Source organism: Asticcacaulis sp. (assembly GCF_051954415.1).
In the GTDB taxonomy this organism is placed as follows: domain Bacteria; phylum Pseudomonadota; class Alphaproteobacteria; order Caulobacterales; family Caulobacteraceae; genus Asticcacaulis.
In genome coordinates, this window is the sequence record NZ_JBQCHT010000002.1 from 33,376 (window position 1) to 55,653 (window position 22,278).

Genomic DNA, 22,278 nt, shown 5'->3' on the forward strand with positions numbered 1-22,278 from the left:
CAAGGCGGTTCGGGAAAAGGCCGAACCGGAACAAGGAACTCCCTCCGGTCTTCGGAAAGCAGGACCGGAGGGAGGAAGTCGTTACTGCATCTTGTAGGTCACGCCGAAGGTAATGCGCGTGCCGTACTTGGCCCAGCCCAACGGCAGGCCGCCATTGGTATAGGGATGTTGCAGATCGTCGATGATATTCTGCGCCGCGACGTTGAACGAGAGATTGTCGTTTACGTTATAGGACGCAGACGCATCGAGCTGGCCCCAGCCGTCGACATAGGTCGGGGGCGTCAGGTCGCTGCCGATCGAGGTGTTGTACTTACTGCGGTAGGTATAGGAGATACGCGCCTGGATCGGGCCCCTTTCATAATAGGGCGAGACCGTATAGCTCCAGCGCGACAGATACGGCATCGGCAATTTGCCACCGCCCGTGTTGTACTGATCGGTGTAGCCGCCATACTGCTGATCCAGGAAGGTCACGTTGGCCTGAATGCCGAAGCCATACCACAGGTCGCCCTGGTAACCGACCGAAATGCCCGGAATCTTGGCATTGCTGCCGTTGAATGGCGCATAGATCAGCATGTTCTCAACGCGGTTACATTCACGGCCGACCGTTCCCTGGCAGTAATCCAGCGCTGTACTCGGCAACGTCACGTCAACGAAGGTATACTTCTTGACGATATAGGATTCGACGTCCTTGTAGGTCAGGTCGACATTGAACAGGCTGTTCGGCGCGAAGTACCATTCATAGGACGCGCTGTAGTTGGTGGCGCGGTAAGGCTGAAGGTCCGGATTACCGCCAACGCCGCCAAACTTTTGCAGGCTCGGATCGATCTGGCTGTAACGGTCAAGGCTGTATTCGACCTGGCCGGACATATCGGCGAAGGTCGGACGCGACATGACCTTGCCTGCCGAGAAGCGGATCATCATGTCGTCGGTCAGGTCGTAGGCAGCGTTGAACGACGGCAGGATATCATCATAGCTCTTGTCGAGCGTGATCATTTCCTCGTCCCACGGATAGTAGTCCATGGTCGAACGATAGGTCTGGCGGTTTTCGGTCTTGGCGTAACGAACACCGAAGTCGCCATGCCACTTGCCGGATCGGAAATTGGCCTGGACGTAGGCCGCGTCAGTCTTTTCCGAGGTATCCCAGAAATTGCCGGCATCACGGTAATCGCCGGCGGCATTACCAGGGCTCTTGTTGGCGATCGAGTAGTCGATAACTGCCTGCTGCGTCATCGAAACATATGACAGCAGGTCACCACCAGCGCCAAGACCATCGACCAGGGCCGGATCACTCAGCGCGGTTTCGAAATCAGCCATGGTGCCGGTGACATCAAATACCGTATTGAAGAAGTGCGGCTTGTTGATGTTTTCGTGCTTCTGATAGCGGTAGCCAAAAAGGATCTCGTTGACCGGGCCCCACTCGACTTCGCGCTTGAAATCGAACTTGGCGTAGTCGATCTGGTCCGTGGTCACAGCGGTCTTCACGAAACCGGCCTGATCGCCCTTCTTGCGAGTGGCGAAAAGCGTCGGGTCAGAGGCCGGCTTGTCGAGGTTAAGCGTGATGCCGTCCGGGCTCATGGCCCAGCTACCGGAATCCGTGCCGTAGAAGCTCAGGTAATATTCCGGATCGGAGCCGCCGGTCGCCTTGGTAGTGCCGATATCGGACTGCACCGTCCACATACCCGGCGTCCACTTGCCCTGCAGGTTATAGCTGGACGTGTTGAGCATGGAGCGCTTGTAGTATTCGTCCATGCGCACGGCGAAGTTGCCTTCGCCGCCGGTAACGCCCGCCTCGTTGGTCGTCACCGAACTCATCTTAGTCTGATAGAGGTTATTGCCGTTTGCATCTACCAGAACGTGGCCGTCCGCATCACGCGTGTAATAGGGGTTTGTTTCATTCCAGTTGACGCTCAAATCCGTCTCGAAGGTCTGCTGATAGCTGGAATAATCGCTGTTGATACGCGTACCCGTCAGGTTGAATTCCAGGTCGTCGCTCGGCTTGAACTGCAAGGCCAGTTGATAGGTCTTGCGCTCACGGTTTTCCAGACCGGAAGACAGGGAGATATAGGTAGGCACCAGCATGTCGGCATTAAGGGCCGGACCACTGGTCACAGTCGGTAGAGAGGCCGGATCGCTGAAGCTGCCATCATCTTCACAACCGCCCCAGTGCGCGGCATTACATACCGACTGGTAGGACGCACCGATCTGACCACTGCCCAGGACCGATTTGTTGTAATCGTAGCTGAACAGCAGGCCGAAGCGACCGCTGTCGTCCTTGGTGCTGTAGAAGACCGAGTAACGCGGATCCTTTTCCTTGTTACGCTCGTTGATATTGTAGTTGTAATTGACGGTGAAGGTGTTCTTCGGCAACGACAGAGGGCGGCGCGAATTGACGATGACCGAACCACCGATACCGCCTTCTTCCAGACGAGCTTCGGTGGTCTTGTAGACTTCGACATTGCCGATCAGTTCCGGCGCCAGGTTGGAAAAGTTGAAGCTGCGGCCATTGTCATGATCATTGGCGCCGGCATCGGCCGTGGCCAGCGGATTACCGTTCAGCGACACGTTGATCAGGCGCGAATCGATACCATTGATGGCGATCTTTTCGCCTTCGCCGCCGCCGGAACGGTCAACCGTGATGCCCGGCAGGCGCGACAGCGATTCCGCCACGTTCACGTCCGGGAACTTGCTGACATCTTCAGCGGTGATGACGTCGATGTGCGCCGAGGCGCGACGCTTGACGTTGAGCGATTTCTGCAGGGATTTGCGGACGCCGACGACAATGACTTCCTGAGCGGTGTCGTTATCCGCGGTCGCGGCGGGGGCCGTGGTGTCCTGCGCATAAGCGCCCCCCGCAATCATCACGCCCGTGAGGGCGGTCGTGATCAATGCATAAGATTTTAGTTTCATTCCCTATTTCTCCAACTGTCCAACGTGCGGAAGCGCTTCAAGACGTATGCAAACTACTCGTTTGAGCCATCGCCAATACCTTTTGAGTACCAAAATTCCCCGGTAAATAGCCACTGGTGAAATAATTCTTACATATAAAATCAGAAATACGTCAAATCCTAGTTTTGTAGATATGTCATATTTCGTGAAGGAAAGAGACCAAAGTCTAACGTTGTCATATCCTTTCCGGCGACACCACTTATTGAAATTTGATATACAAATTCAATCCTCTAGGCAAAACCATGCGAAAAATAACTGAAAAACAGCCCCACACCTGCACGCGCTGACAAAATATGATAATAAGAAAGAATGTTGCTTTTGCAGCACATATTACGCTTCAGGGCCGCCACAATTGCCCCGGTCCAAACCAAGCCGACAGGCATTGCAGCATTACACACCCATTTTTGAAAAAGGTCATGACACATTTGGTTGACCGGTTGACACGGCCGTATTCACGCGAAATTGGTAATAGAACGGCGCACTTCCAATCGCCGCCCTGTGGAGGCCGACCTTGAACGCTTTTACCGAGGCCGTGAAAACAGCCCATGCCGCAATCCGGCAAGGCCAGCCGGCGCAGGCCCTTGAAGCCGCGCGCATAGCCGTCACGACAAATCCCGGCTCAACCGAAGCCTGGTGGCTGCTCGGCACCGCCGCCATGGGGCTGGACGATATGCCAACCGCAGAATCCGCTTTCGCCAGGGCGGCAGAGGCCGCTCCGCCGGGCTCAAAGCTAAGCGGCCAGATGCTGGCCCTGCGCGGCAAGCCCCTGATCAGTGACGGCCGGATGGCCGACGCCGTGGAAAGCGCACGCCAGGCCGTGGCCACGGGTCTTTCCGATGTGCCGAGCCTGGTCAAGCTCAGCTATACTTTCACCCATGCCGGCCTGCCTGAAGAGGCGCTTTCCTGCATCCGCCCGGCAACGGAACTGGCCCCGGACCATGCGGAAGCCTGGTACAGTCTGGGCAGTGTTTACCGAGCGCTGGGCCGGATCGATGATTCGGAAGCCGCCTTCAAACGGGCCATAGAGCTCTCCCCCACCCCGCCGGTCGCCGCCTATTTCAACCTGGCCTATCTGCGGCGCTGGACAGAGGCGGAAAACCATATCTCCTTGCTGGAATCACTGTCCTGCCGAACAAGCCTGGAAGCCTGCCGGGTGGCCTATACCCTGTTCAAGGAATATGACGACCTCCGCCAGCCGGAAAAAGCTTGGGACTGCTTGCAGGTAGGCGCAGGTCTGGCCGGTAAGATAGAGCCCTGGTCATCCGCCGAGGAGGCCGAAACCATCGCCGCCTGGAAGGCTCATTTTCCGCCCGACCGCTTCCAGACAAGGGATGATCGCCCCCGCAGCGGGCCGAAGCGTATCTTTATCGTCGGCCTGCCGCGATCCGGAACCACACTTATTGAGCGCGTCCTGGCCGCGCACAGCCAGGTCCAGGCGATCGGCGAACTCAAAACCTTCGGAATCGCCACGCATAAGCTGGCAGGCATCGAAAATGTGCGCCGGCTGGCCCCGGAAGTCATTGCCGCCGCCGCCCGTCTCGACCCGCTCGATATCGCCGATTACTGCACACGCGAATCGGCCTTCCTGAATGACGGCAGCGCCTATGTGATCGACAAGCTGCCGGCCAATCATGACTATGTCGGCCTGATCCGCCTCGCCTTCCCCGACTCCCTCATCATCGCCCTCGACCGGAACCCGATGGATGCCCTGTTCGGCTGCTACAAGGTCCTGTTCACCGGCGCCTATGGCTGGTCCTATTCCCAGGATAACCTGGCGGACCATTACGCGCATTTCCGTGACTTGATGAGCTACTGGAAGCAGGTTTTGGGAGACGGCCTGATCGAGGTATCGCTCGAAGCCGTAATCCGGAACCCGGAGCCTGAAATCCGGCGGCTGCTGGATGCCTGCGGCCTGCCATTTGAAGAGGGCTGCCTGAAACCCCATGAGGCCAAGGGCGGCGTCTCGACGGCCAGCGCCGTGCAGGTGCGCTCACCGATCAATTCTCAGGGCGTCGACGCCTGGAAACGGTACGAGACGCAACTGGCGCCCCTGTACAACCGCCTGCGCCAGTTCGGCTATGTGGATTAGGGGCGCCCGATGATCGTTTGCGACACATTCGTTTTCCTGCACCTGCACAAGTCGGGCGGCACCTTCGTCAATGCCATGATGATGAAGTGCATTTCGTCGGCGAGGCGCATCGGCTACCACCTGCCCTATGCCGAACTGCCTGAAACGTACCGGAGCCTGCCCGTGCTGGGCACGGTGCGCAATCCTTGGTCATATTATGTGTCCTGGTATCATTTCCAGCAATCACAGGCCCGCCCCAATCCCCTGTTTCGGATATGCAGCGAGGAGCGGAGGCTCGATTTTTCCGGCACCATCCGCAATCTTCTGACGCTGGAAAGCGATAACGACCGTATCGACCGGCTTGTCACCGCTTTTCCCGATCATTTCGTCAATCATGGCCTGAACCTGACAAAAAGCTGCGTGGAAAAAATCCGCGACTCCGGTGTTGGATTTTATAGCTTCCTGCATGACCGGCTCTATGCCGGCGCGGCATCACCACGCGTCCTGCCTATGGAAACCCTGCGCGCCGACCTCCATAGCGTGCCTCTGGGCCTTACACCAGCCGAGACCATGCTGACCCGCCAGTTCATCCTGTCCGTACCCGATCTGAATGTCAGTGACCACAAGCCGCATCAGGATTATTATTCAGCGGAACTAAAGGCCCTGGTTGGGGTCATGGATGGCGCCCTCATCGACAGGTACGGTTACGTTTTCTGAATGGCATCAAGACACCGACGACAAATGTCATGACATATATGGACAATGGTATGCACTTGAGCCTAGTTTAGACGCCTGCCGCCTCAGCCTTCAACAGCGACCCATGAATTTCGAACGCGACGCCCAAAAACTGGGGACTTTTGATATCTCCGGATTGAGAACCATCGTCCGGTCCTTCACTGACGACGCCTGGAATGAAGACGCCAGCCGCCAGGCGGCTTTCAATGCCCATGTCGCCACGCAGACACTCAAGCTGATCGCCGACAGCGATTTTCGCCACACGAATCCGACCCATCACCCCCTTTATGCCCGGCTGGAGCCGCAGATCCGTCCGCTGATGGACCATATCCGGAGCCATTTTCTGCAAACCCTGCGTCAGCGCCGGGTAGCCGAACAGAACGGCCCCGGTTATTTCGTGCGCGCCCTGCTGACCCGCCTCCCCGCCGGCGCGGAAATAAAACCGCACGTCGATGACGGCGAGTCCCTCAAGCGCTGCCACCGTATCCACGTTCCCCTCATCTCAAACCCGGATGCCCTGTTCATTGTCGGAAATCTCAGGTTCCACATGCCCGAAGGCGAGATGTGGGAGATCAACAACAGACGCACTCACGCCGTTCGCAATGCGGGAACGGAAGCCCGTGTTCACCTGATCATGGACTATGTCCAGCCCGGTGAAACGGTTTTCGATCTCGACGGCCCTCTCATAGCTTAAGGTAATTTCATGACTCAGTCGTTCGCCATTCGCCAGATCTATCTCAAGGACATGTCCTACCAGGCGCCCACCGGGGCCGCCATTTTCATGCGTGAATGGGCGCCGGAAGTGAAGGTGGACATGAAGGTCACGCATGAGGCCATTGCCGGCGGGCTCACCGAAGTCGTCCTGGCGATCTCCGTCGTAGCGATGAGCGCCGGCAGCACAGCCTACATGATCGAAGTGATGCAGGCCGGCGTTTTCCAGATGACCGGCTTTACCCCTGACCAGATCGACAAGATCATCTATGCGAAGTGTCCGGCCATTCTGCTGCCTTACGCACGAGAAACCATAGACGCCGTATTGATGAAGGGACGCATTCCGGCCCTGATCCTCGATCCCATTGATTTTGATGCCAACTGGCAGTCGCTGAAGGCGTCTCGCTAGGCTTGCGCCCCACCTCGCCATTTCAGACATCAGGATTCTTCATGTCCCTTACCCGCTCACTGTTCCTGTCCGGCGCGCTGGCACTTGCCGGCGCGGCCATGACCTTTGGCGCGATAGCGAACGCGGCGCCCCTGAGCTCCGCACCCGCCATTTTTCCGGCGCCGGTATCGCTCAAACTGACCGGTACAGACATTTCGCTCGGCAAGAGCGTCGTACTGGTGCGGGCGGGCTATGTCGACGCTGAAACCGAGACACTGGTGCGCCAGGTGATGAATGAGGCCGGCGTGGAAACGATCCGGACGGCGACAAAACTACCCACCCGGTTCGACACAACCTATGTGGTCATAGGCACCACTGATGCGACCGCGATCAGGTCCGCCCTGGCGCGCACCGGCGGTGCGCTTCCGACCGATACGGAAGGCTATGCGCTGGCCAGCCATACGGACGCAGACGGCGCGCTGATCGTGCTGGCGGGCAAGGATGGGGACGGGCTTTATCACGCCGCGCAGACCCTGCGGCAGATTGCAACGGCCGGCCACATTCCGGCCCTGACCATAGCCGATAATCCCGCCATGCCAGTCCGCGGCACGATCGAAGGCTTCTACGGCAAGCCCTGGTCTATGGCCGAACGCGCCGAACATATCGACTTCCTGGCCGGAATGAAGGCCAATACCTACATCTACAGCCCCAAGGATGATGCCTTTGCGCGGGCAAAGTGGCGCGACGCCTATCCGGCGGAAACACTCAAGGCACTGGGCGAAGTGGTGGGGGATGCGAACCGCCACCATGTCAACTTTGTCTACGCCATCTCGCCCGGCCCTTCGATCTGCTACAGCGATCCGGCCGATCTGGAAGCGATCCGGCAAAAGTTTGCGGCCCTGCGCGGCATTGGCGTCCGAAGCTTCTACATTGCCCTCGACGATATCGAATACACCAAATGGAACTGCGCGGCCGACGAAGCCGCCTATGGCCCTTCGGGCGAGGTCGCGGCGGCGCACGCCCAGGCCACCCTGCTGAATGCAGTACAGGCCGACCTGGCAGCGGCCGGTCACGGGTCGCTGATCATGGTGCCGACCGAATATTACAACGCCACGGTTTCGCCCTACAAAACCGAGTTGGCCAAGGATCTCGACCCGCGTGTCGTGATCCAGTGGACCGGCACCGACACGGTGCCGTCGTCTATTTCGGTCGCCGATGCGCGCAACGCCACCAAGGCTTTTGGCCGCAAGACCCTGTTGTGGGACAATTACCCGGTCAATGATTACAACGAATCCGCGGGTCGCCTGCTGCTCGCACCTTATGACCGGCGCGAAGCCGGACTTTCGACCGAACTGGCCGGAATCGTCTCCAATCCGATGAACCAGGAAGTGGCGAGCCGCCCCGCCGTCATGGGGCTAATCGCCTTCGCCTGGAATGATACGGGTTATGACGCCGAGCGCACCTGGCGGGCGGCGGCACGCTATCTGGCCGGCGGTGATCCGCAGGTGACAGAGGCCCTGCTGACCTTTTTCGACACCCAGCACCTAGCGCCCACCTTCGGCAACCAGCCCTGGCAATCTCAGGCGCCGCAGCTTCGCGCCCTGACCAACCGCGTCCGCGATGCCCTGGCCTCAGGTAATGCCACCGAGCGCACGGCGGCGCTGGAGGCCTTGGGCCAGGCGGCGGACGATCTGGCCGCCGCACCCGACCGAATCCGCGCCGGCGTGATCGTGCCTGGTTTTGTAACCGAGGCGCAGCCCTGGCTTGATGCGACCGCCCTGTGGGGCCGCGCCCTGCGCCTGACCGTGGACGGCCTGCGCGCCGAAGATGCGACCGCGGCGTCACGGCTGTTCGGCGAAGCCGCGCGGCTGGCGGACGATGCCGGCAAAATCCGGACCATTCCCGGCGCCACCCGCCCCGAAGGGCCGATCAAGATTGCCGATGGTGTGCTTGATCGCTTCATCGCCGAAGCCCCAGGGCTGATCTACCTGCCTGCGCCGCCTCCCTCGTAAGCGGCAGCGTCTCTGCGTGTAAGACGCTTGTTCGTCACCGCCACCGGCGGCCATTGGGCTGGTGTTTTTTAGGCTTGCTCGCGCCGATTATGACAATTTAGAAAGAGTCGTTTACTTCCCGATGATTGGAGGACGTTCCGGGAATGCTAACGCACAGAGCTTGTGCGGACTGATTAAGCCGCTCCCGCCAACCTACTGACTTCATTTAGTTCTGTAAAAGCCGCCAGTTTGTGCTGACGGGCATCCCCAGGGAAAACTCTCTTATTCTCAATGACAGCCAGCAGGTTAGTCGAACTGGATGAGGACCACCTGTAAATGTTGGTAAAGCCATCCGATAGCGGCGTGAATTGTCACGCTGAATAGCCAGTTTACAAATCTACATTTGTCTGACAAATTGCCTTTAGCAGACAATTTAATGATCTGTAACGGGAGAGACTCATGAAACATCTTATCGGCTGGCTGGCCTTGGTGGCCGCCTGTCTGGCAACACCTGCATTTGCACAAACACCAGCGGGGCAACTTTCCGTCGGCTCGAAATTCATCGACGGCGCCTGCCTGGAAGGTCGCGCCTCCGACGATACGCTCGTCGTCAATAAGTGCAGCGCCCAGCCGGAACAGGGGCTGCGCATCGATGACGAAACCGGCCTGATCCACCACGGCGACACGCAATGTCTGGTGGCTGTGCAGAAAGGCCAGCCCCTGGCGCTGAAACCCTGCGCCGATGTGCCCGAGCAGAAATGGACGTTTGAAGCGGACGGCACACTGAAAAGCGATTCCGGCCTGTGCGCCGATATCCTTAATTTCCGCAAGGATCCAGGCACTTCCGTTATCGCTTGGGATTGTACCGCCACCGACAACCAGAAGTTTTTCGCTACCAATGTAAGGCTCTCTGCCTCCCAGATGGCCGCGGCAAAGGCCCAAAAAGCGGCGCCGCAAGCCGCTGCACCGGTCGCCAGCGGCCAGCCGGTCATCGCCAGCTATTTCGTTTCCGGACGCTGCTTCGCTATCTCCGGCACCAAGTCCGAACTGGAATATGACAATTGCGACCGCAAGCCGAACCAGTCCTTCCACTTCAAGGGCGGTGTCAGCGGTGAAATCGTCCAGGATGGCCAATGCCTGACCTCGGTCATGCGCGGCGAGCCCTTGGCGCTAAAGCCCTGCGCGGGCAAGCCGGAACAGGACTGGGTATTCGGCGAAGACGGCGCCCTGCGCAACCGCGCCGATCTCTGCGCCGACGTCTTTCGCTTTGATGTTCGCGTCCACACTTCTGTCATCGCCTGGGCCTGCACGGGCACCGATAACCAGAAATGGTATCCGGCCGTGGCCGTGGCCGCCGGAACCTATGCGCCCGGCACCGCCATTACCGACGCCGTGAAGACAGATAACACCATCACAACTGTTTCCACACAAGGGGGCTGGTCGGTGCAGAACATGACCGCATCCGGCGGCAAGACGCTTTCCGCCGAGGGCGACAAGATCACCGGTGGTCAGAATGACACGGTACTGGTGGGAGGCGCAGGCGCGCAATTGTCGAAATTCGGCGGCCTGGCCGGCGCCAATGTCAAGGGGGCCAATGTCTCGATCCTGCCGAAGGACTGGGGATTCTTCTCCGGCGATACGGCCGGTCAAATCAACCAGTAAGACCCTGGCCGGAATGGAAAGTGCCCGCCGCTTTCCATTCCGGCGCAGCTATTTGGTAGCCATGCTTATCTGCGTATCGTGCAGGGCCAGGCGCACCAGAGATTCCATGCACCAGCGGGCGTCGCTGGCGTCACCGCGCCGGATCGCTTCATAAACGGCGCGATGATCGGGCACCGGATCGCGCTCCAGCGCCTTGACCCGCTGCTTGTAGCGGGTGGACCAGGCCACGGCGGCGCTGATCGAGGCGCTTAAGGAGGCCAGCGCCTCGTTGCCTGTGGCCTGCATCAAAGCATCATGAAAATCGAGATCCGCCTGCCGCCCGGCTTCGCTGGCCAGGGTTTCGGAGGCCATGATATCCAGCGCCTCATCCATGGCCCTGAGTTGGGCGTCATTACGGCGCTGCGCTGCCAGGGAGGCCGCCGCCGGCTCGGTGATCAGGCGCAGTTCGAACAGGCCCAAAATAAAGCTTTCGCTCGGCTCGGCCTCGAACATCCAGCGCAGCACCTGCGGGTCGAGCAGGTTCCAGCGCTCGCGCTCAGTGACACGGGTGCCGGTCTTGGGGCGACTTTCCACCATCCCCTTGGCGGCCAGGATGCGGATGGCCTCACGGTACGCCGAACGCGACATTTCAAGAGACGTACTGGCATCGACCTCGTTCGGCAGGGTATCGCCCGAGCGATACACCCCGCTCAGTATCTCGACGCCCAGCCGGTGCGCCATTGCGCCATGCAGGCGGCCCTGCGGTACCTGGTGACGGAATTCGGTATCGAGCGGCCCGGTTTCCAGGTCGCGGTTGTCATCGTCAAATTCATCAAAATTGTCCATGCTTACACCACAGTCGGCCAGCCATCGGCATCACTTGTTTCCGGCCATTTCAATGCCTGGATCCTCAAGGCCGGCTTGCCATTATTCTGTGCGTCATAGGCATGATAGACGATGAAAAACGCATCGTTTTCCTCGAAGACCGATGCCCCGCCCGGCCCCTTGTAGCGATCGCCGGCGCTGGCCCTGAGCAGCACTTTCCCGCCGCCGTCCGTCAGCTTTTTGCCGGTGTCATCGACATAGGGGCCGTCGATGGCCTTCGCGCGCCCCACGCAGGTATAGTAGCTGCTGTCCACACCGCGACAGCAGAAATCATAGGCCGCCACCAGATAATACCAGCCGCCGCGCCGGAAAATGAACGGCGCCTCGATCGCTCCGGGCGGACTGCGCCCGGCGATCCGCCTGACTTTCGCACCTTTTTTCGGCTTTCCGGTTTCAGGATCGAGTTCGACCAGTTGCAGGCCCGACCAGAAGCTGCCGAAGCTGAGCCAGTGCCGCCCCTCGGCATCGACGACATGATCGGGATCGATGGCATTGTAGCGGTCGCCCTCGCGTGAACGGATCACCAGGCCCTCGTCCTTCCAGGCAAAATCCGGGTGCGTGGTATCGAGGGTCGGCGTTGTCAGCAGGCCGATGACCGAGTGATTTTTGCCAAACAGCGAGGCGCAGTAATAGAGCAGGTAGCGCCCGTTCACATAGCTGATATCCGGCGCCCAGGCCCCGCGCGTGTCGGGTATTTCGTCAATCACCCATGCCGGAAAACGCGGCATGACCGTGCCCTTGTAGGTCCAGTTCAGCATGTCAGGCGAGGTACGCCAGTGGATCAGCCCCCCCTCATGTCCTTCCCGCATCTGGCTGGTGCAGAAGACGTGGTAAAGCCCATCGCCCCTGATCAGGCAGGGATCATGCACCGGCGTCAGGTCGCCCGCCAAATCACCAGCGGCAGTTTCGGCCCTGGCCATCAGCCCCGGCAGTCCGGTCACCGCCATTGCCGTCATCAGTCCGCGCCGGTTCCACATGTCAGGTTCTCCCGGATAAAAGAAGGGCGCCGACGCCTTGCAGCGACAGCGCCCCTGAGGTCAGGTTAGAGAAGGTACGCGGTACTGTCAGTACTTCCAGCGGAAGCCGATGGCGATCGTCCGGCCGAGTATGCTGGACCCGAAATTATCGGTATCCTGGCCGCCGGCGCCGCCAAAGTAGTAATAGGACTGGCTCAGCTCGTCCGTGATATTGGTGGCGTCCAGGCTGACCGACATCTTGTCGGTGATGTCGTAATTGATCTGGAAGTCCAGGCTCTTTTCCGGACGCTTCCAGACACCCAGCGGGTTGGCGAAGATGCTGGCCTCATTGTGGTCGAGGAAGTTCTTGCGCCAGACATAGGACAGACGGGCGCCGACCGGACCGCGCTCATAGGCGAGCGTGGCGTTATAGGACAGCGGCGACACGCCGAAGAACTGGGTGTTGAGCGACTTGGTGATATGATCGGCATCCGTCCCTTCGACCGGCACGTTCTGCTTGGAGTCGAGATAGGTGATGCTGGTCTGGACACCGAAACCATCCAGGATACCCGGCAGATTTTCCGGGAAGTAGGTCAGGCCCAGTTCCATCCCTTCCAGAACGCCATCGGACGCATTGACCGGGGCGCTGACGCGGAAAGTGGTGGCATTGAGGGCCGGATCGGCATCCGGCACATTGACCGTGTAGAAGAAGGGCACGACCAGGCCGTCGATCTGGCGGCGAAACAGGGTGCCGTAGATGGCGCTGCCGCGCGAGAAGTACCATTCAGCCGTCAGGTCGGTGTTCTTGGCGTGGGTCGGACGCAGGTTCGGATTGCCGCCCGAGCCGCCGCCGATACCGACATTGGTGATGTCACCCGCCAGGTTCAGGATCGGGTTCAGAGCGGTGAAGTCCGGACGACGCAGGGTTTCGCCATAGTTGAAGCGCAGAGTGAACTCATCGGTCGCATCATAACGCAGGGTCATGCTGGGCAGAACCTTGGCAATCGACTTGGTGTCGTGGCCGACATCGCCGGTCGCCTTGTCAAAGAAGGTCATGTCCGTGGTCACATCGACATACCGCAGGCCGAATTCGCTGCGCAGGCGGCGACCGAAGACCTGGTTTTCGAGATCGACCTGGGCGTATGCCGAACCGGTCTTCTCCTCGACCTGGAAGGTGCGGAAGAGCGACAGTTGATCCGTGGTCAGGAAGTTGGCGTCGACCGAATGGTAGAGGTCGCGGATATCGTCGATATGGTCGGCAATATAGTAGCCATTGGCCACCACCCACTCATGCGGCACATCGGCACGGCTGAAGAAGTCGCTGTTATAATAGGAGAAGCCGGCATCCATAGCGCTGAGCGGGCGCCCCAGGAACGAGCTTTGCGTGCGGTTGGCTTCGTTGGCCTTGCGATCATCCCAGCGGACGCCGAAGCTGAACTTTTTGACCGGACCCCAGTTGTCGGGCGTATAGTCGCCGTCGAGCTGGCCGGTCAGGGCCTCGCCGAAGTTGCGATTGCCGTTATCGTAAAACTGGGCCACGTTCCAGGCGGTGGGATCGGTCAGGGCAGCCATGTCGGCGAAGTTAAATTCGGTAATGCCGTCGCCGCGATTGAAATCGACATTGATCTGGCTGTGGACGCGATCGGTCCGCTGCGCCATGAAGGCCGACTTGAACACGCTCTTCTGATAGGACAGGTCGCCGACCAGTTGCAGGTTTTCGCCGACATTCCACTTGCCATTCAGAGCGTAGACGTAGGAGTCAGTCGAGGCTACCGTCATATCGCCGCTGTTGAAGCCATAGACATTATCCACGGTACGGGTCTTGAGGATATTGGTGCCCGGATAGGTCGTGACCGCGCCCGGATTGCCCCACCAGTCAACGAATGAGAAGAACAGATTGTTGAAGGTCGAGTTGCGGTAACCGTCATAGAAGAATTCGGCGGTATAGACCGCATCGGCATTCGGCTGCCACTGGAAGGCGGCGACGGCCGACGGACGCTCGCGGTCACCCTGCAGTTCGTTCTGGAAGATGGCGTCGCGCGACAGATAATACGGGTACGCCTGACCATTGATGTTCAGGGTAGAGCCCGCTGCACTCGGCAGACCCGGATAGAGGCCCGGTGTCCAGATCGGATTTTCTGAAGCGCGTCCGTCAGTATTAAAAATACGCTCCAGCGGCACCCAGCCGGCCGGAATATTTGTTTCGGTCAGGAAGGGCACCAGGGCGCCGGCCGTAACACTCTGGTCGGCATATTTCGTGCGGGCATAGGACAGGTTCACAAGGGCGCCGACTTCACCCGCGCCGGTTTGCCAGCGGTTGGAGGCCAGGATGCTGATGTTCGGGTTAAACTCCTTGGCGGGCTCGATATAGATGCCGCGCGCCGCCACCGAGATTTCCGGTCCCTTGAAATCGAACGGGCGCAGAGTGGCAACATCGACCTGCCCGGCCAGGCCGGTTTCGAGCTGATCGGCGGCGCGGGTCTTGTAGACATCGATCTGGCGAACCAGGTTCGCCGGAATATCCTGAAGCGCGAACTGGCGACCCGAAGCGGTAAAGACGTTGCGGCCATTCCAGGTGGTGGCGATATCCGGCAGGCCGCGGATCGAGATGGCGGTGGCTTCGCCGCCCGTGCGGCCGGTCACCTGAACGCCCGTGACGCGCTGCAGGGCATCGACCACGTTGTTATCCGGCAGCTTGCCGATATCTTCGGCGACGATCGAATCGACCACCTGGGTGGCACGGCGCTTGACGGCCAGGCTCTTGGTGATGGAGGCGCGCACCCCCTTGACGATGACGACGGTATCATCAACCGGTGCGGCGGCAGGTGCCGCCGGTGCGGCGTCCTGTGCGAAGACGGTCGTGGCAAAGCCAAGTGCCAGGACCGACGAGGCCAGGGTCAGGCCAAATTTATGGATGGATTTTTGGCCGCAATGGGCCACTGACGAACGGTCAGTCATGTCGATCTCCCTGTATGGTTCCGGTTCATTTTCGTGAACTCTGTCCCGCTATATTGTCCGACAATAAATTATCTGTCAATACAGGTTTGTCGTAATGGGCGTTATTTTGTCTGATTTATATACCACATGTCGCAAAATCGCCACACGCCCACAACGCATTGATATTACTGGTTAAAAATAAATCTTATTGTTTTACAAATAAAATATATCGCTCTCTTATTTTCAAAACCAGGCATTTATCACATGATTACAATGACTTTTTACCAGCCGTTTTCGTAGGACAAATATTTAGCCTTCCTAACGAAACCGGCCGGTCCGGTCAGCGCGCCGGCTTGAGGGCGAAGACATTCCACGACTGCGGCTTGAGAACCACCGTCAGAGCCGATCCCGAAAGCCTGGCAGACTCGTTTACGGAAGGCCGGATCGCTTCGTCATTTTTCGTATTGACCTGTTTCAGATTGGCATGATGCAACTCGGTCGAGGCGGTCATCACGAGCCCCTCCCCCAGGCCGCGCAGATCGACGGACAAGTCCATCGCCTCTTCCGTTGAGCGGTTCAGTGCAAAGATCGACACATCGCCGGTCTGCGGATTGTGAATCGCAGTCGCCAGCAGGTGCGGGATGTCGCCATGCGCCCTGGATTCAAAGGTTGTGGTGTTGACCTTCAGGCGCAGCACCTCACCATGGCCCAGGCGGGTGCAGTCGGCGATCGGGTGGAAGATGGTCTGGCGCCAGGCGGCACCGCCGGTTTCGGTGAAGATCGGCCCGATGACATTGACCAGTTGCGCCAGGCAGCCGGCCTTTACGCGGTCGGCATTGTTCATCATGACGATCAGCGCGCCGCCGACGACCAGCGCGTCTTCAAAATTGTAGATCTCTTCCAGCAGCGGCGGCGCTTCGGGCCAGCCGGGCTTCTTCACGTCCGTCGGCGTGTGCGCCTTATACCAGACGTTCCATTCGTCGAGCGACAGCATGATGCGCTTCTTCGAGCGGCGTTTGGCAGCCACGGCATCGGCGACGGCGGCGACTTCCTTGATAAAGTAATCGAGGCTCTCGATCTCGGCGAAGAACTCTTTGATGTCGTTCGCGTCGTTGCGCATATAGTGGTGCAGCGAGATATAATCGACCTGATCGAAACAGGTATCGAGCACCTCATATTCCCACGCCGCATAGGTCGGCATGGCGCGTTGTGAGGAGCCGCAGGCCGCCAGTTCGATGCTGGGATCCACCCACTTCATCACCTTGCCGGTTTCCTGGGCGATGCGGCCATATTCGGTCGCCGTCTTGGCGCAGGTCTGCCATGGGCCATCCATTTCATTGCCCAGGCACCAGAACTTGATGTCGTGCGGTCGCTCGAAGCCATGCGACTTGCGCAGCTCCGAATAATAGGTGCCGCCGGGATGATTGCAGTATTCGAGAAAATGACGCGCCTCGTCCGGGCCGCGCGTGCCGAGGTTGACGGCGAACATCGGCTCGACCTCCGCCTTGCGGCACCAGGTGATGAATTCGTTGGTGCCAAACTGGTTGGTCTCGGTCGTGAACCAGGCAAGATCGAGCTTCACCGGGCGCTGATCCTTCGGCCCGACGCCATCTTCCCAGTCATAGCCGCTGAGAAAGTTACCGCCCGGATAACGCACGATGGTGACGCCCAGTTCCCTGGTCAGGGCCAGCACGTCGCCGCGGAAGCCATGCTCATCGGCGGTCGGGTGGCCGGGCTCGTAAATGCCGCCATAGACGCAGCGGCCCATGTGCTCGACAAAGGTGCCGAAGACGCGGCGGTCGAGCGGGGCGATGACGAAATCGCGGTCGGCGATGATGGAGGCTTTGAGGGTCATGATATTGCTCAGAGGAGATGGAAAAGCAGGTCGTTGACGCGGTGTTCGGCGGCTTGCAGCGCCTGTTCCGTCGTCTTGTGTCCGGTGATGGCTGAGGCCATTTCGTCGCCGATGATATCCTGGATGGCGAACTGGCGCTCGACGCCCACCGGCAGGGTTTCGCCAACACTGGCCAGTTCAATGATGTCCTTGCGGTATGGCAGGGCGAGATATTGCGCGCTCGTCGCCACCGGCATCTGGCTCGGCAGGTGCCCTGTGCGCGACCAGTCATAATCATGCTGTTGCAGGAACTTCATCAGGCGAAAAACCGCCTCAGTCTGCGCTGGGGTGCGCTGGCGCTTCGGCATCACCCAGGCGTGGCCATCGACATAGGCGACCTGTTGCGAGCCATATAGCATCGGATAGGGCTTGACCGTATAGGCGTGATAGAGCGGCCGGCCCTCGGTATTGGCCTCCGCATTGAAAGCGCCGATCATCCAGGTGCCGACCTGATAGACGCCCCCCTGCCCGTTCAGAAAGGCCGAGGTCGCCGCCGGATAGTCCTGGTCGTGCGTCATCAGGTTTTCAGAATACATCTGACGGAACAGGTCGACGATGCGGCGCGCTTGCGGCGTATCGAGCCTGATGTGCTTGTGATCCGGGAAGAAGACCGCCTTCTGGTCGAGCAGATAGGTATAGAGGTTGCGTGTATAGGAGGCGCGCTCATTGTCCGTCGCCTGGATCAGGTATGGCAGGCCGGTTTTCGCCTTGAACTGGCGGGCCTGCCGGATCAGTTCATCCGGCGAATGTGGCAGGATCGGTTGCCCGTCCTCCATCAGCCCCGCCCTGGCAAACAGGCCGGTATTGATGTGCCAAAGCTGGGTCCAGTTATCGAACGGCATCCCGTAGGCATGATCCTTGATGATCACGCCGGCTTTCGCAGAAGGGGTGAAATCGGCCGGGTTGATGCCATGCGCCGCAAAACCCTCATCCAGCGGCACAATCATGCCGCGCGACTGATAATCCGGCATGGCCGACATGTGCATGGTGACGATATCGGGCGGATCGCCGGCGGCGTATTCCGCCGATAACTGGTCGTAGCCCGGCCAGGCCGCGACATTGACCGACAATTTGATATCCGGATTTTCCTTTTCGAACGCATCGAGCAGGCCGGTGACGATCTCGCATTCGCCATCGGGGTTGCGCAGCGGCGCCTGTCCTTTCGGCACATTGGCGCGGCATTCGCCGAAAATGCGCTGGACAGTGATATGGGTGGTGGTGTCCTTCGGCTGGCAACCCACAAGCGCGAGCACCAAAAGTAAGCAAGATGCCCCACCACCACGCGCCAAGAGGCGCGCGGTCCCCCTCCCCAGTAAACTGGCGAGGTTCAATAGAGGATGCTGTTTTCTTGTACCTCCCCAACTTGTTGGGGAGGGGGACCGCGCCGAAGGCGTGGTGGTGGGGGTTCTTACTTTTAAAAACCTCATCTCACCGCCGCTCCCGATACCGCCTTCACGATATACTTCTGGAAGAGGATATAGACGATCAGGATCGGCACCGAAGCAAAGACCGCCTGGGTCATCAGATAGCCGAGGCCGCTGGTCTGGGCGAAATTGATCTGTGACGAGGCCAGTCCCACAGTCAGCGTAAACATATCGGCGCGCGTGGCCGAGATCAGCGGCCACCAGTAATCGTTCCAGCTCGACAGGAAGGTGAAGATGCCGAGCGTCGCCTGCGCCGGCACGGTCAGAGGCAGCAGCACCTGCCAGAACACCTTGAACTTCGAGGCATTGTCGAGCAGGGCCGCCTCGTCCAGTTCCTTCGGGATAGCGCGGAAATACTGGGTCATCAGGAAGACGCCAAAAGGCGCCGCCAGTCCCGGCAGGATCAGGCCGGGGAAACTGTTATGCAGGTGCAGGGCGCTAAACATCTGGTGACGGGTGATGATCACCGCCTGCTCCGGAATGGCCAGGCCGAACAACACGAACAGAAACAGCTTATCACGGCCGGGGAAATCGAGCCGCGCAAAGCCGTAGCCCGCCAGCGAGGACAGGATAAGCACGCCGAGCGTCGTCAGGCCCGACACGATCACCGAATTGAGCAGCCAGTGCAAAACCTGACTATTCTGCATGATCGCCGTATAGTTTTCGCCGGTATAGGGTGCATGGAAAGCATTTGCGGTCGAGCGCAACAGGTCGCCGTTCGATTTCAGCGACAGCATCACTGTCCAGATCAGCGGCACCAGCATGATCAGGCCGAGCCCGATCAGAGCGACCAGCACGCCGACGTCACGGACGCTTTTAATCTGGGCTGGAGTCATTTCGCCCTCTTTCGCGTAACGAAATACTGTGCCACCGTGGCCATCAGGATAATGGCAAACAGGATTTGCGAAGCCGCCGCGGCATAGCCGATATCCCAGCGGCGGAAGCCGACCTCGAAGATGAACAGCACGATCGGTCGCGAGGCGCCATTGGGGCCGCCCTGTGTGATCAGTTGCGGCTGGCCGAAAAGCTGGAATTGCAGCACCACCTGGAAGATGGCAACCAGAACGACCGTGCGGTAAAGCGACGGCAGGGTGATGAAGACAAGCGTACGCCACCACGAGCTGTTATCCAGTTCGGCGGCTTCGTAGATATCGCGCGGCACCTGCTGGAGCGCCGACAGATAAAGCATCATCGGCAGGCCCAGGCACCACCACACGGTGATCATGGCCATCGAGATCATGACCAGGTTCGGATCGCTGAGGAACGGGATCGCCGGCAATCCGAAAAAGGCACGGATATTGGTGATGAAGCCGCCATCAGCCATCAGTATCATGCGCCAGATCAGGGTGACGATGGTGACCGACAGCACCGACGACGAAAAGAAGACACCGCGGAAGAAGGCCGCCACCCGCGTGGTGCGATTGAGCAGCAGCGCCAGAACCAGCGGAATGACGGTCAGCGGCGGGACGGTCAGCAGGACGAAGTAAAACGTGTTGACCACCGCCTGCAGGAAGACATCATCGCGCAGCAGACGGCTGAAATTCTCCAGCCCGACAAATTCACGGCCACCGAAAAGGTCGGCCTTGAACAGGCTGAGGAACATGCCCGACAGCAGCGGATAGATCAGCAAGCTGAGATAGACGAACAGGAACGGCGCCACGAACAGCGCGTTCGACCAATCAGCCTTTTTGCGGGCGACCGCGGTCATTCCACACCGTCCGCGTGATAGCCCACGCCCTGTGCGCTAAAGAGATGCGCGGCCGTGGCATTCAGTTTCAGGCCAACGGCATCGCCCATGCGGACACGCGACAGGCCGGAATCTTCGGCCGTCACCGCTGTGCCATCTTCCAGTTTCGCATAGACCAGGGTGCGTTCACCCAGGCGCTCGACGAACTCGACAATCGCGTTGAGGTCACTCTGGTCCGGAACACCGATGCGGATGGCTTCCGGTCGCAGGCCCACCCGCCAGTGATCTGAAGTCGGCAGGCTGTCCATGCGAATGCCGGTGCGGATACCTGTGTGGCCACCCAAGGTGACCGCCGCAAAACCGGCCTCGTTGGCGATCTCCGTTTTCATGATATTCATCGGCGGCGAGCCCACAAAGCCAGCCACGAACACATTGGCCGGCCGGCTGTAGATCTCCATCGGCGTGCCGACCTGCTGGATGATCTTGTCCTTCATTACCACGATCCGGTCAGCCAGGGTCATGGCCTCGACCTGATCGTGGGTCACGAGGATCATGGTGGCCTTCAAACGCCGTCGCAGTTGCGCCAGTTCCAGCCGCGTCCGCATTCGCAGGGCGGCATCCAGGTTCGACAGCGGCTCATCGAACAGGAATAACGCAGGTTTTTTCACAATGGCACGGCCAATGGCGACGCGTTGCTTCTGGCCGCCGGACAGTTCACCCGGCTTGCGGCCAAGATAGGGCTCCAGTTCCAGGATACGCGCCGCCTCATCGACACGGCGGCTGATTTCATCCTTCCTGATGCCGATATTCTTCAGACCGAACGCCATGTTGTCGGCGATGGTCATGTGCGGATAGAGGGCGTAGTTCTGGAACACCATGGCGACGCCACGCGCGCCCGGCGGCAGGTTATCCACCCGGCGCTCGCCGATATGGATTTCCCCGCCATCGACCTCTTCCAGCCCCGCGATCATGCGCAGCAAGGTCGATTTTCCACAGCCCGATGGCCCCAGGAAGGCGATAAACTCGTTCTCCGCGATGGATAAGGAAATATCGTCCAGAACAGACACCTGGCCATAGGCCTTGCTGACATTCCTGATCTCTATGCCGCTCACGCGCCTGCTCCCTGTATCTTGCCCGGCGGCGCCTTGTTGTGCGCTTTTACTCAGACAAAAAACATGTATCACCGCTGAAAACGAGCAGCAAGCGCAATTTACTGGTGCTGTTAATTTTCATTTTTTGCTGTTTTTTATGTGAAAAACTCACATGTGAACGAAAAGAGCGGATCCGAGCATATCCCGCATCCGCTCTTTTTGTCAGAGTATTTGAGAGTGGTCAGGTGTCCGCCAGTAGGCCAATCATGACAGGTAAACCAAAATCGGGCACGCCTTCCGCCGTGTAATGGATCGGCTGGACGCGCGTATGGCGGTTGGGATCGAACAGCAGATCGCCCTGGATGTCGCGGGGCGGGGGCCCATGTCGCCTTCGGGCCAAAACCCGGCAGGTGCTGTTCGTTTTGAAGGCCCTCTTAGCGACTGAAATTTGCGCGTTTTCTGCGCGTTTCGGGCGGCATCGACACCCAAAAATATATATTTTAGGTAGCGAAATCCTTCAAAATCAATTCTGAGTGGGCAAATCTGCGTGTCTTAACGCTAAAATCTGCGTGTCTTAATGCTAACGCACAGAGATGGCGACCCCTGAGGGACTCGAACCCCCGACCTCTGCTTTAGGAAAGCCTTGCTCTATCCGGCTGAGCTAAGGGGCCACGCCTCGCCTCTTTACACGTCCTCTTCAACGGGATGCAAGGGCCGGATATTTTTCGCGCCGATTTATCCACTGCGCGCCGCATATGGTTAAACTGATTTGCGGACACCATATGTGGTAGAGAACAGAACAGGTATCGGCCGGCGTCAGTGATTCGGACACGGTTTGTTTCCGCGCCGTTCAGCAATCCGGTAACACCTCGTTCAGATTTGCGATTAGCGCTTTCCAAATGACGGTCGCACGCCTATTTATGC

At 59.2% G+C, this 22,278-nt stretch carries 15 protein-coding genes and 1 tRNA gene; 6 read left to right on the forward strand and 10 right to left on the reverse strand.

Annotated elements, in window-relative coordinates; all coding sequences use genetic code 11:
• Positions 1-81: 81 nt before the first annotated feature.
• A complete protein-coding gene (locus tag ACTHND_RS00210) occupies positions 82-2,907 on the reverse strand; it encodes a TonB-dependent receptor (protein ID WP_440175180.1) in 2,826 nt (941 codons plus the stop codon).
• Between the two features lie 550 nt (positions 2,908-3,457).
• Between ACTHND_RS00210 and ACTHND_RS00215 the strand changes: the two genes are divergently transcribed.
• The 6 genes from ACTHND_RS00215 (at position 3,458) to ACTHND_RS00240 (ending at position 10,501) form a co-directional block, all read left to right on the forward strand.
• On the forward strand, positions 3,458-5,035 hold the full coding sequence (locus ACTHND_RS00215) for a sulfotransferase (protein ID WP_440175181.1): 1,578 nt from the start codon (positions 3,458-3,460) through the stop codon (positions 5,033-5,035).
• 9 nt (positions 5,036-5,044) lie between these two features.
• Positions 5,045-5,731: a hypothetical protein gene (locus ACTHND_RS00220; protein WP_440175183.1), complete on the forward strand. Its 687-nt coding sequence runs from the start codon at positions 5,045-5,047 to the stop codon at positions 5,729-5,731.
• 103 nt (positions 5,732-5,834) lie between these two features.
• Positions 5,835-6,443 (forward strand): aspartyl/asparaginyl beta-hydroxylase domain-containing protein, encoded by a 609-nt coding sequence (locus ACTHND_RS00225; protein ID WP_440175185.1) that lies wholly within the window; start codon positions 5,835-5,837, stop codon positions 6,441-6,443.
• Between the two features lie 9 nt (positions 6,444-6,452).
• Positions 6,453-6,869, forward strand: coding sequence for a protein-export chaperone SecB (gene secB / locus ACTHND_RS00230; RefSeq protein WP_440175187.1), 417 nt, complete (start codon positions 6,453-6,455; stop codon positions 6,867-6,869).
• A gap of 41 nt (positions 6,870-6,910) precedes the next feature.
• Complete coding sequence (locus tag ACTHND_RS00235) at positions 6,911-8,860, forward strand: beta-N-acetylhexosaminidase family protein (protein WP_440175188.1); 1,950 nt, start codon at positions 6,911-6,913, stop codon at positions 8,858-8,860.
• 438 nt (positions 8,861-9,298) lie between these two features.
• A complete protein-coding gene (locus ACTHND_RS00240) occupies positions 9,299-10,501 on the forward strand; it encodes a ricin-type beta-trefoil lectin domain protein (protein ID WP_440175189.1) in 1,203 nt (400 codons plus the stop codon).
• A 48-nt stretch (positions 10,502-10,549) separates the two neighbouring features.
• Here the strand turns inward: ACTHND_RS00240 and ACTHND_RS00245 are convergent, their stop codons facing one another.
• From ACTHND_RS00245 to ACTHND_RS00285, 9 genes are all read right to left on the reverse strand, one after another.
• Positions 10,550-11,326, reverse strand: coding sequence for a FadR/GntR family transcriptional regulator (locus tag ACTHND_RS00245; RefSeq protein ID WP_440175190.1), 777 nt, complete (start codon positions 11,324-11,326; stop codon positions 10,550-10,552).
• Positions 11,327-11,328: 2 nt separating this feature from the next.
• Positions 11,329-12,342 (reverse strand): arabinan endo-1,5-alpha-L-arabinosidase, encoded by a 1,014-nt coding sequence (locus ACTHND_RS00250; protein WP_440175191.1) that lies wholly within the window; start codon positions 12,340-12,342, stop codon positions 11,329-11,331.
• A gap of 87 nt (positions 12,343-12,429) precedes the next feature.
• Complete coding sequence (locus ACTHND_RS00255; RefSeq protein WP_440175192.1) at positions 12,430-15,279, reverse strand: TonB-dependent receptor; 2,850 nt, start codon at positions 15,277-15,279, stop codon at positions 12,430-12,432.
• A 319-nt stretch (positions 15,280-15,598) separates the two neighbouring features.
• Positions 15,599-17,113, reverse strand: coding sequence for an arabinosylfuranosidase ArfA (gene arfA / locus ACTHND_RS00260; RefSeq protein WP_440175194.1), 1,515 nt, complete (start codon positions 17,111-17,113; stop codon positions 15,599-15,601).
• Between the two features lie 8 nt (positions 17,114-17,121).
• Entirely contained in the window at positions 17,122-18,405 is a 1,284-nt protein-coding gene (locus ACTHND_RS00265) for an extracellular solute-binding protein (protein WP_440175195.1), read from the reverse strand.
• Between the two features lie 170 nt (positions 18,406-18,575).
• Positions 18,576-19,412, reverse strand: coding sequence for a carbohydrate ABC transporter permease (locus ACTHND_RS00270; RefSeq protein ID WP_440175196.1), 837 nt, complete (start codon positions 19,410-19,412; stop codon positions 18,576-18,578).
• Positions 19,409-20,284: a carbohydrate ABC transporter permease gene (locus tag ACTHND_RS00275; RefSeq protein ID WP_440175197.1), complete on the reverse strand. Its 876-nt coding sequence runs from the start codon at positions 20,282-20,284 to the stop codon at positions 19,409-19,411. Before ACTHND_RS00275 ends, ACTHND_RS00270 begins: the two co-directional genes overlap by 4 nt.
• On the reverse strand, positions 20,281-21,375 hold the full coding sequence (locus ACTHND_RS00280; RefSeq protein WP_440175199.1) for an ABC transporter ATP-binding protein: 1,095 nt from the start codon (positions 21,373-21,375) through the stop codon (positions 20,281-20,283). The genes ACTHND_RS00275 and ACTHND_RS00280 overlap by 4 nt, the downstream gene beginning before the upstream one ends.
• Before the next feature lie 573 nt (positions 21,376-21,948).
• Positions 21,949-22,025 (reverse strand) — tRNA-Arg (locus ACTHND_RS00285).
• Positions 22,026-22,278: the final 253 nt, after the last annotated feature.

Coding starts and splice junctions, on each gene's coding strand:
- ACTHND_RS00210 (WP_440175180.1), bottom strand. CDS start 2,907: ATGAAACTAAAATCTTATGCATTGATCACGACCGCCCTCACGGGCGTG.
- ACTHND_RS00240 (WP_440175189.1), top strand. CDS start 9,299: ATGAAACATCTTATCGGCTGGCTGGCCTTGGTGGCCGCCTGTCTGGCA.
- ACTHND_RS00255 (WP_440175192.1), bottom strand. CDS start 15,279: ATGACTGACCGTTCGTCAGTGGCCCATTGCGGCCAAAAATCCATCCAT.
- arfA (WP_440175194.1), bottom strand. CDS start 17,113: ATGACCCTCAAAGCCTCCATCATCGCCGACCGCGATTTCGTCATCGCC.
- ACTHND_RS00275 (WP_440175197.1), bottom strand. CDS start 20,284: ATGACCGCGGTCGCCCGCAAAAAGGCTGATTGGTCGAACGCGCTGTTC.
- ACTHND_RS00235 (WP_440175188.1), top strand. CDS start 6,911: ATGTCCCTTACCCGCTCACTGTTCCTGTCCGGCGCGCTGGCACTTGCC.
- ACTHND_RS00270 (WP_440175196.1), bottom strand. CDS start 19,412: ATGACTCCAGCCCAGATTAAAAGCGTCCGTGACGTCGGCGTGCTGGTC.
- ACTHND_RS00245 (WP_440175190.1), bottom strand. CDS start 11,326: ATGGACAATTTTGATGAATTTGACGATGACAACCGCGACCTGGAAACC.
- ACTHND_RS00225 (WP_440175185.1), top strand. CDS start 5,835: ATGAATTTCGAACGCGACGCCCAAAAACTGGGGACTTTTGATATCTCC.
- secB (WP_440175187.1), top strand. CDS start 6,453: ATGACTCAGTCGTTCGCCATTCGCCAGATCTATCTCAAGGACATGTCC.
- ACTHND_RS00250 (WP_440175191.1), bottom strand. CDS start 12,342: ATGTGGAACCGGCGCGGACTGATGACGGCAATGGCGGTGACCGGACTG.
- ACTHND_RS00220 (WP_440175183.1), top strand. CDS start 5,045: ATGATCGTTTGCGACACATTCGTTTTCCTGCACCTGCACAAGTCGGGC.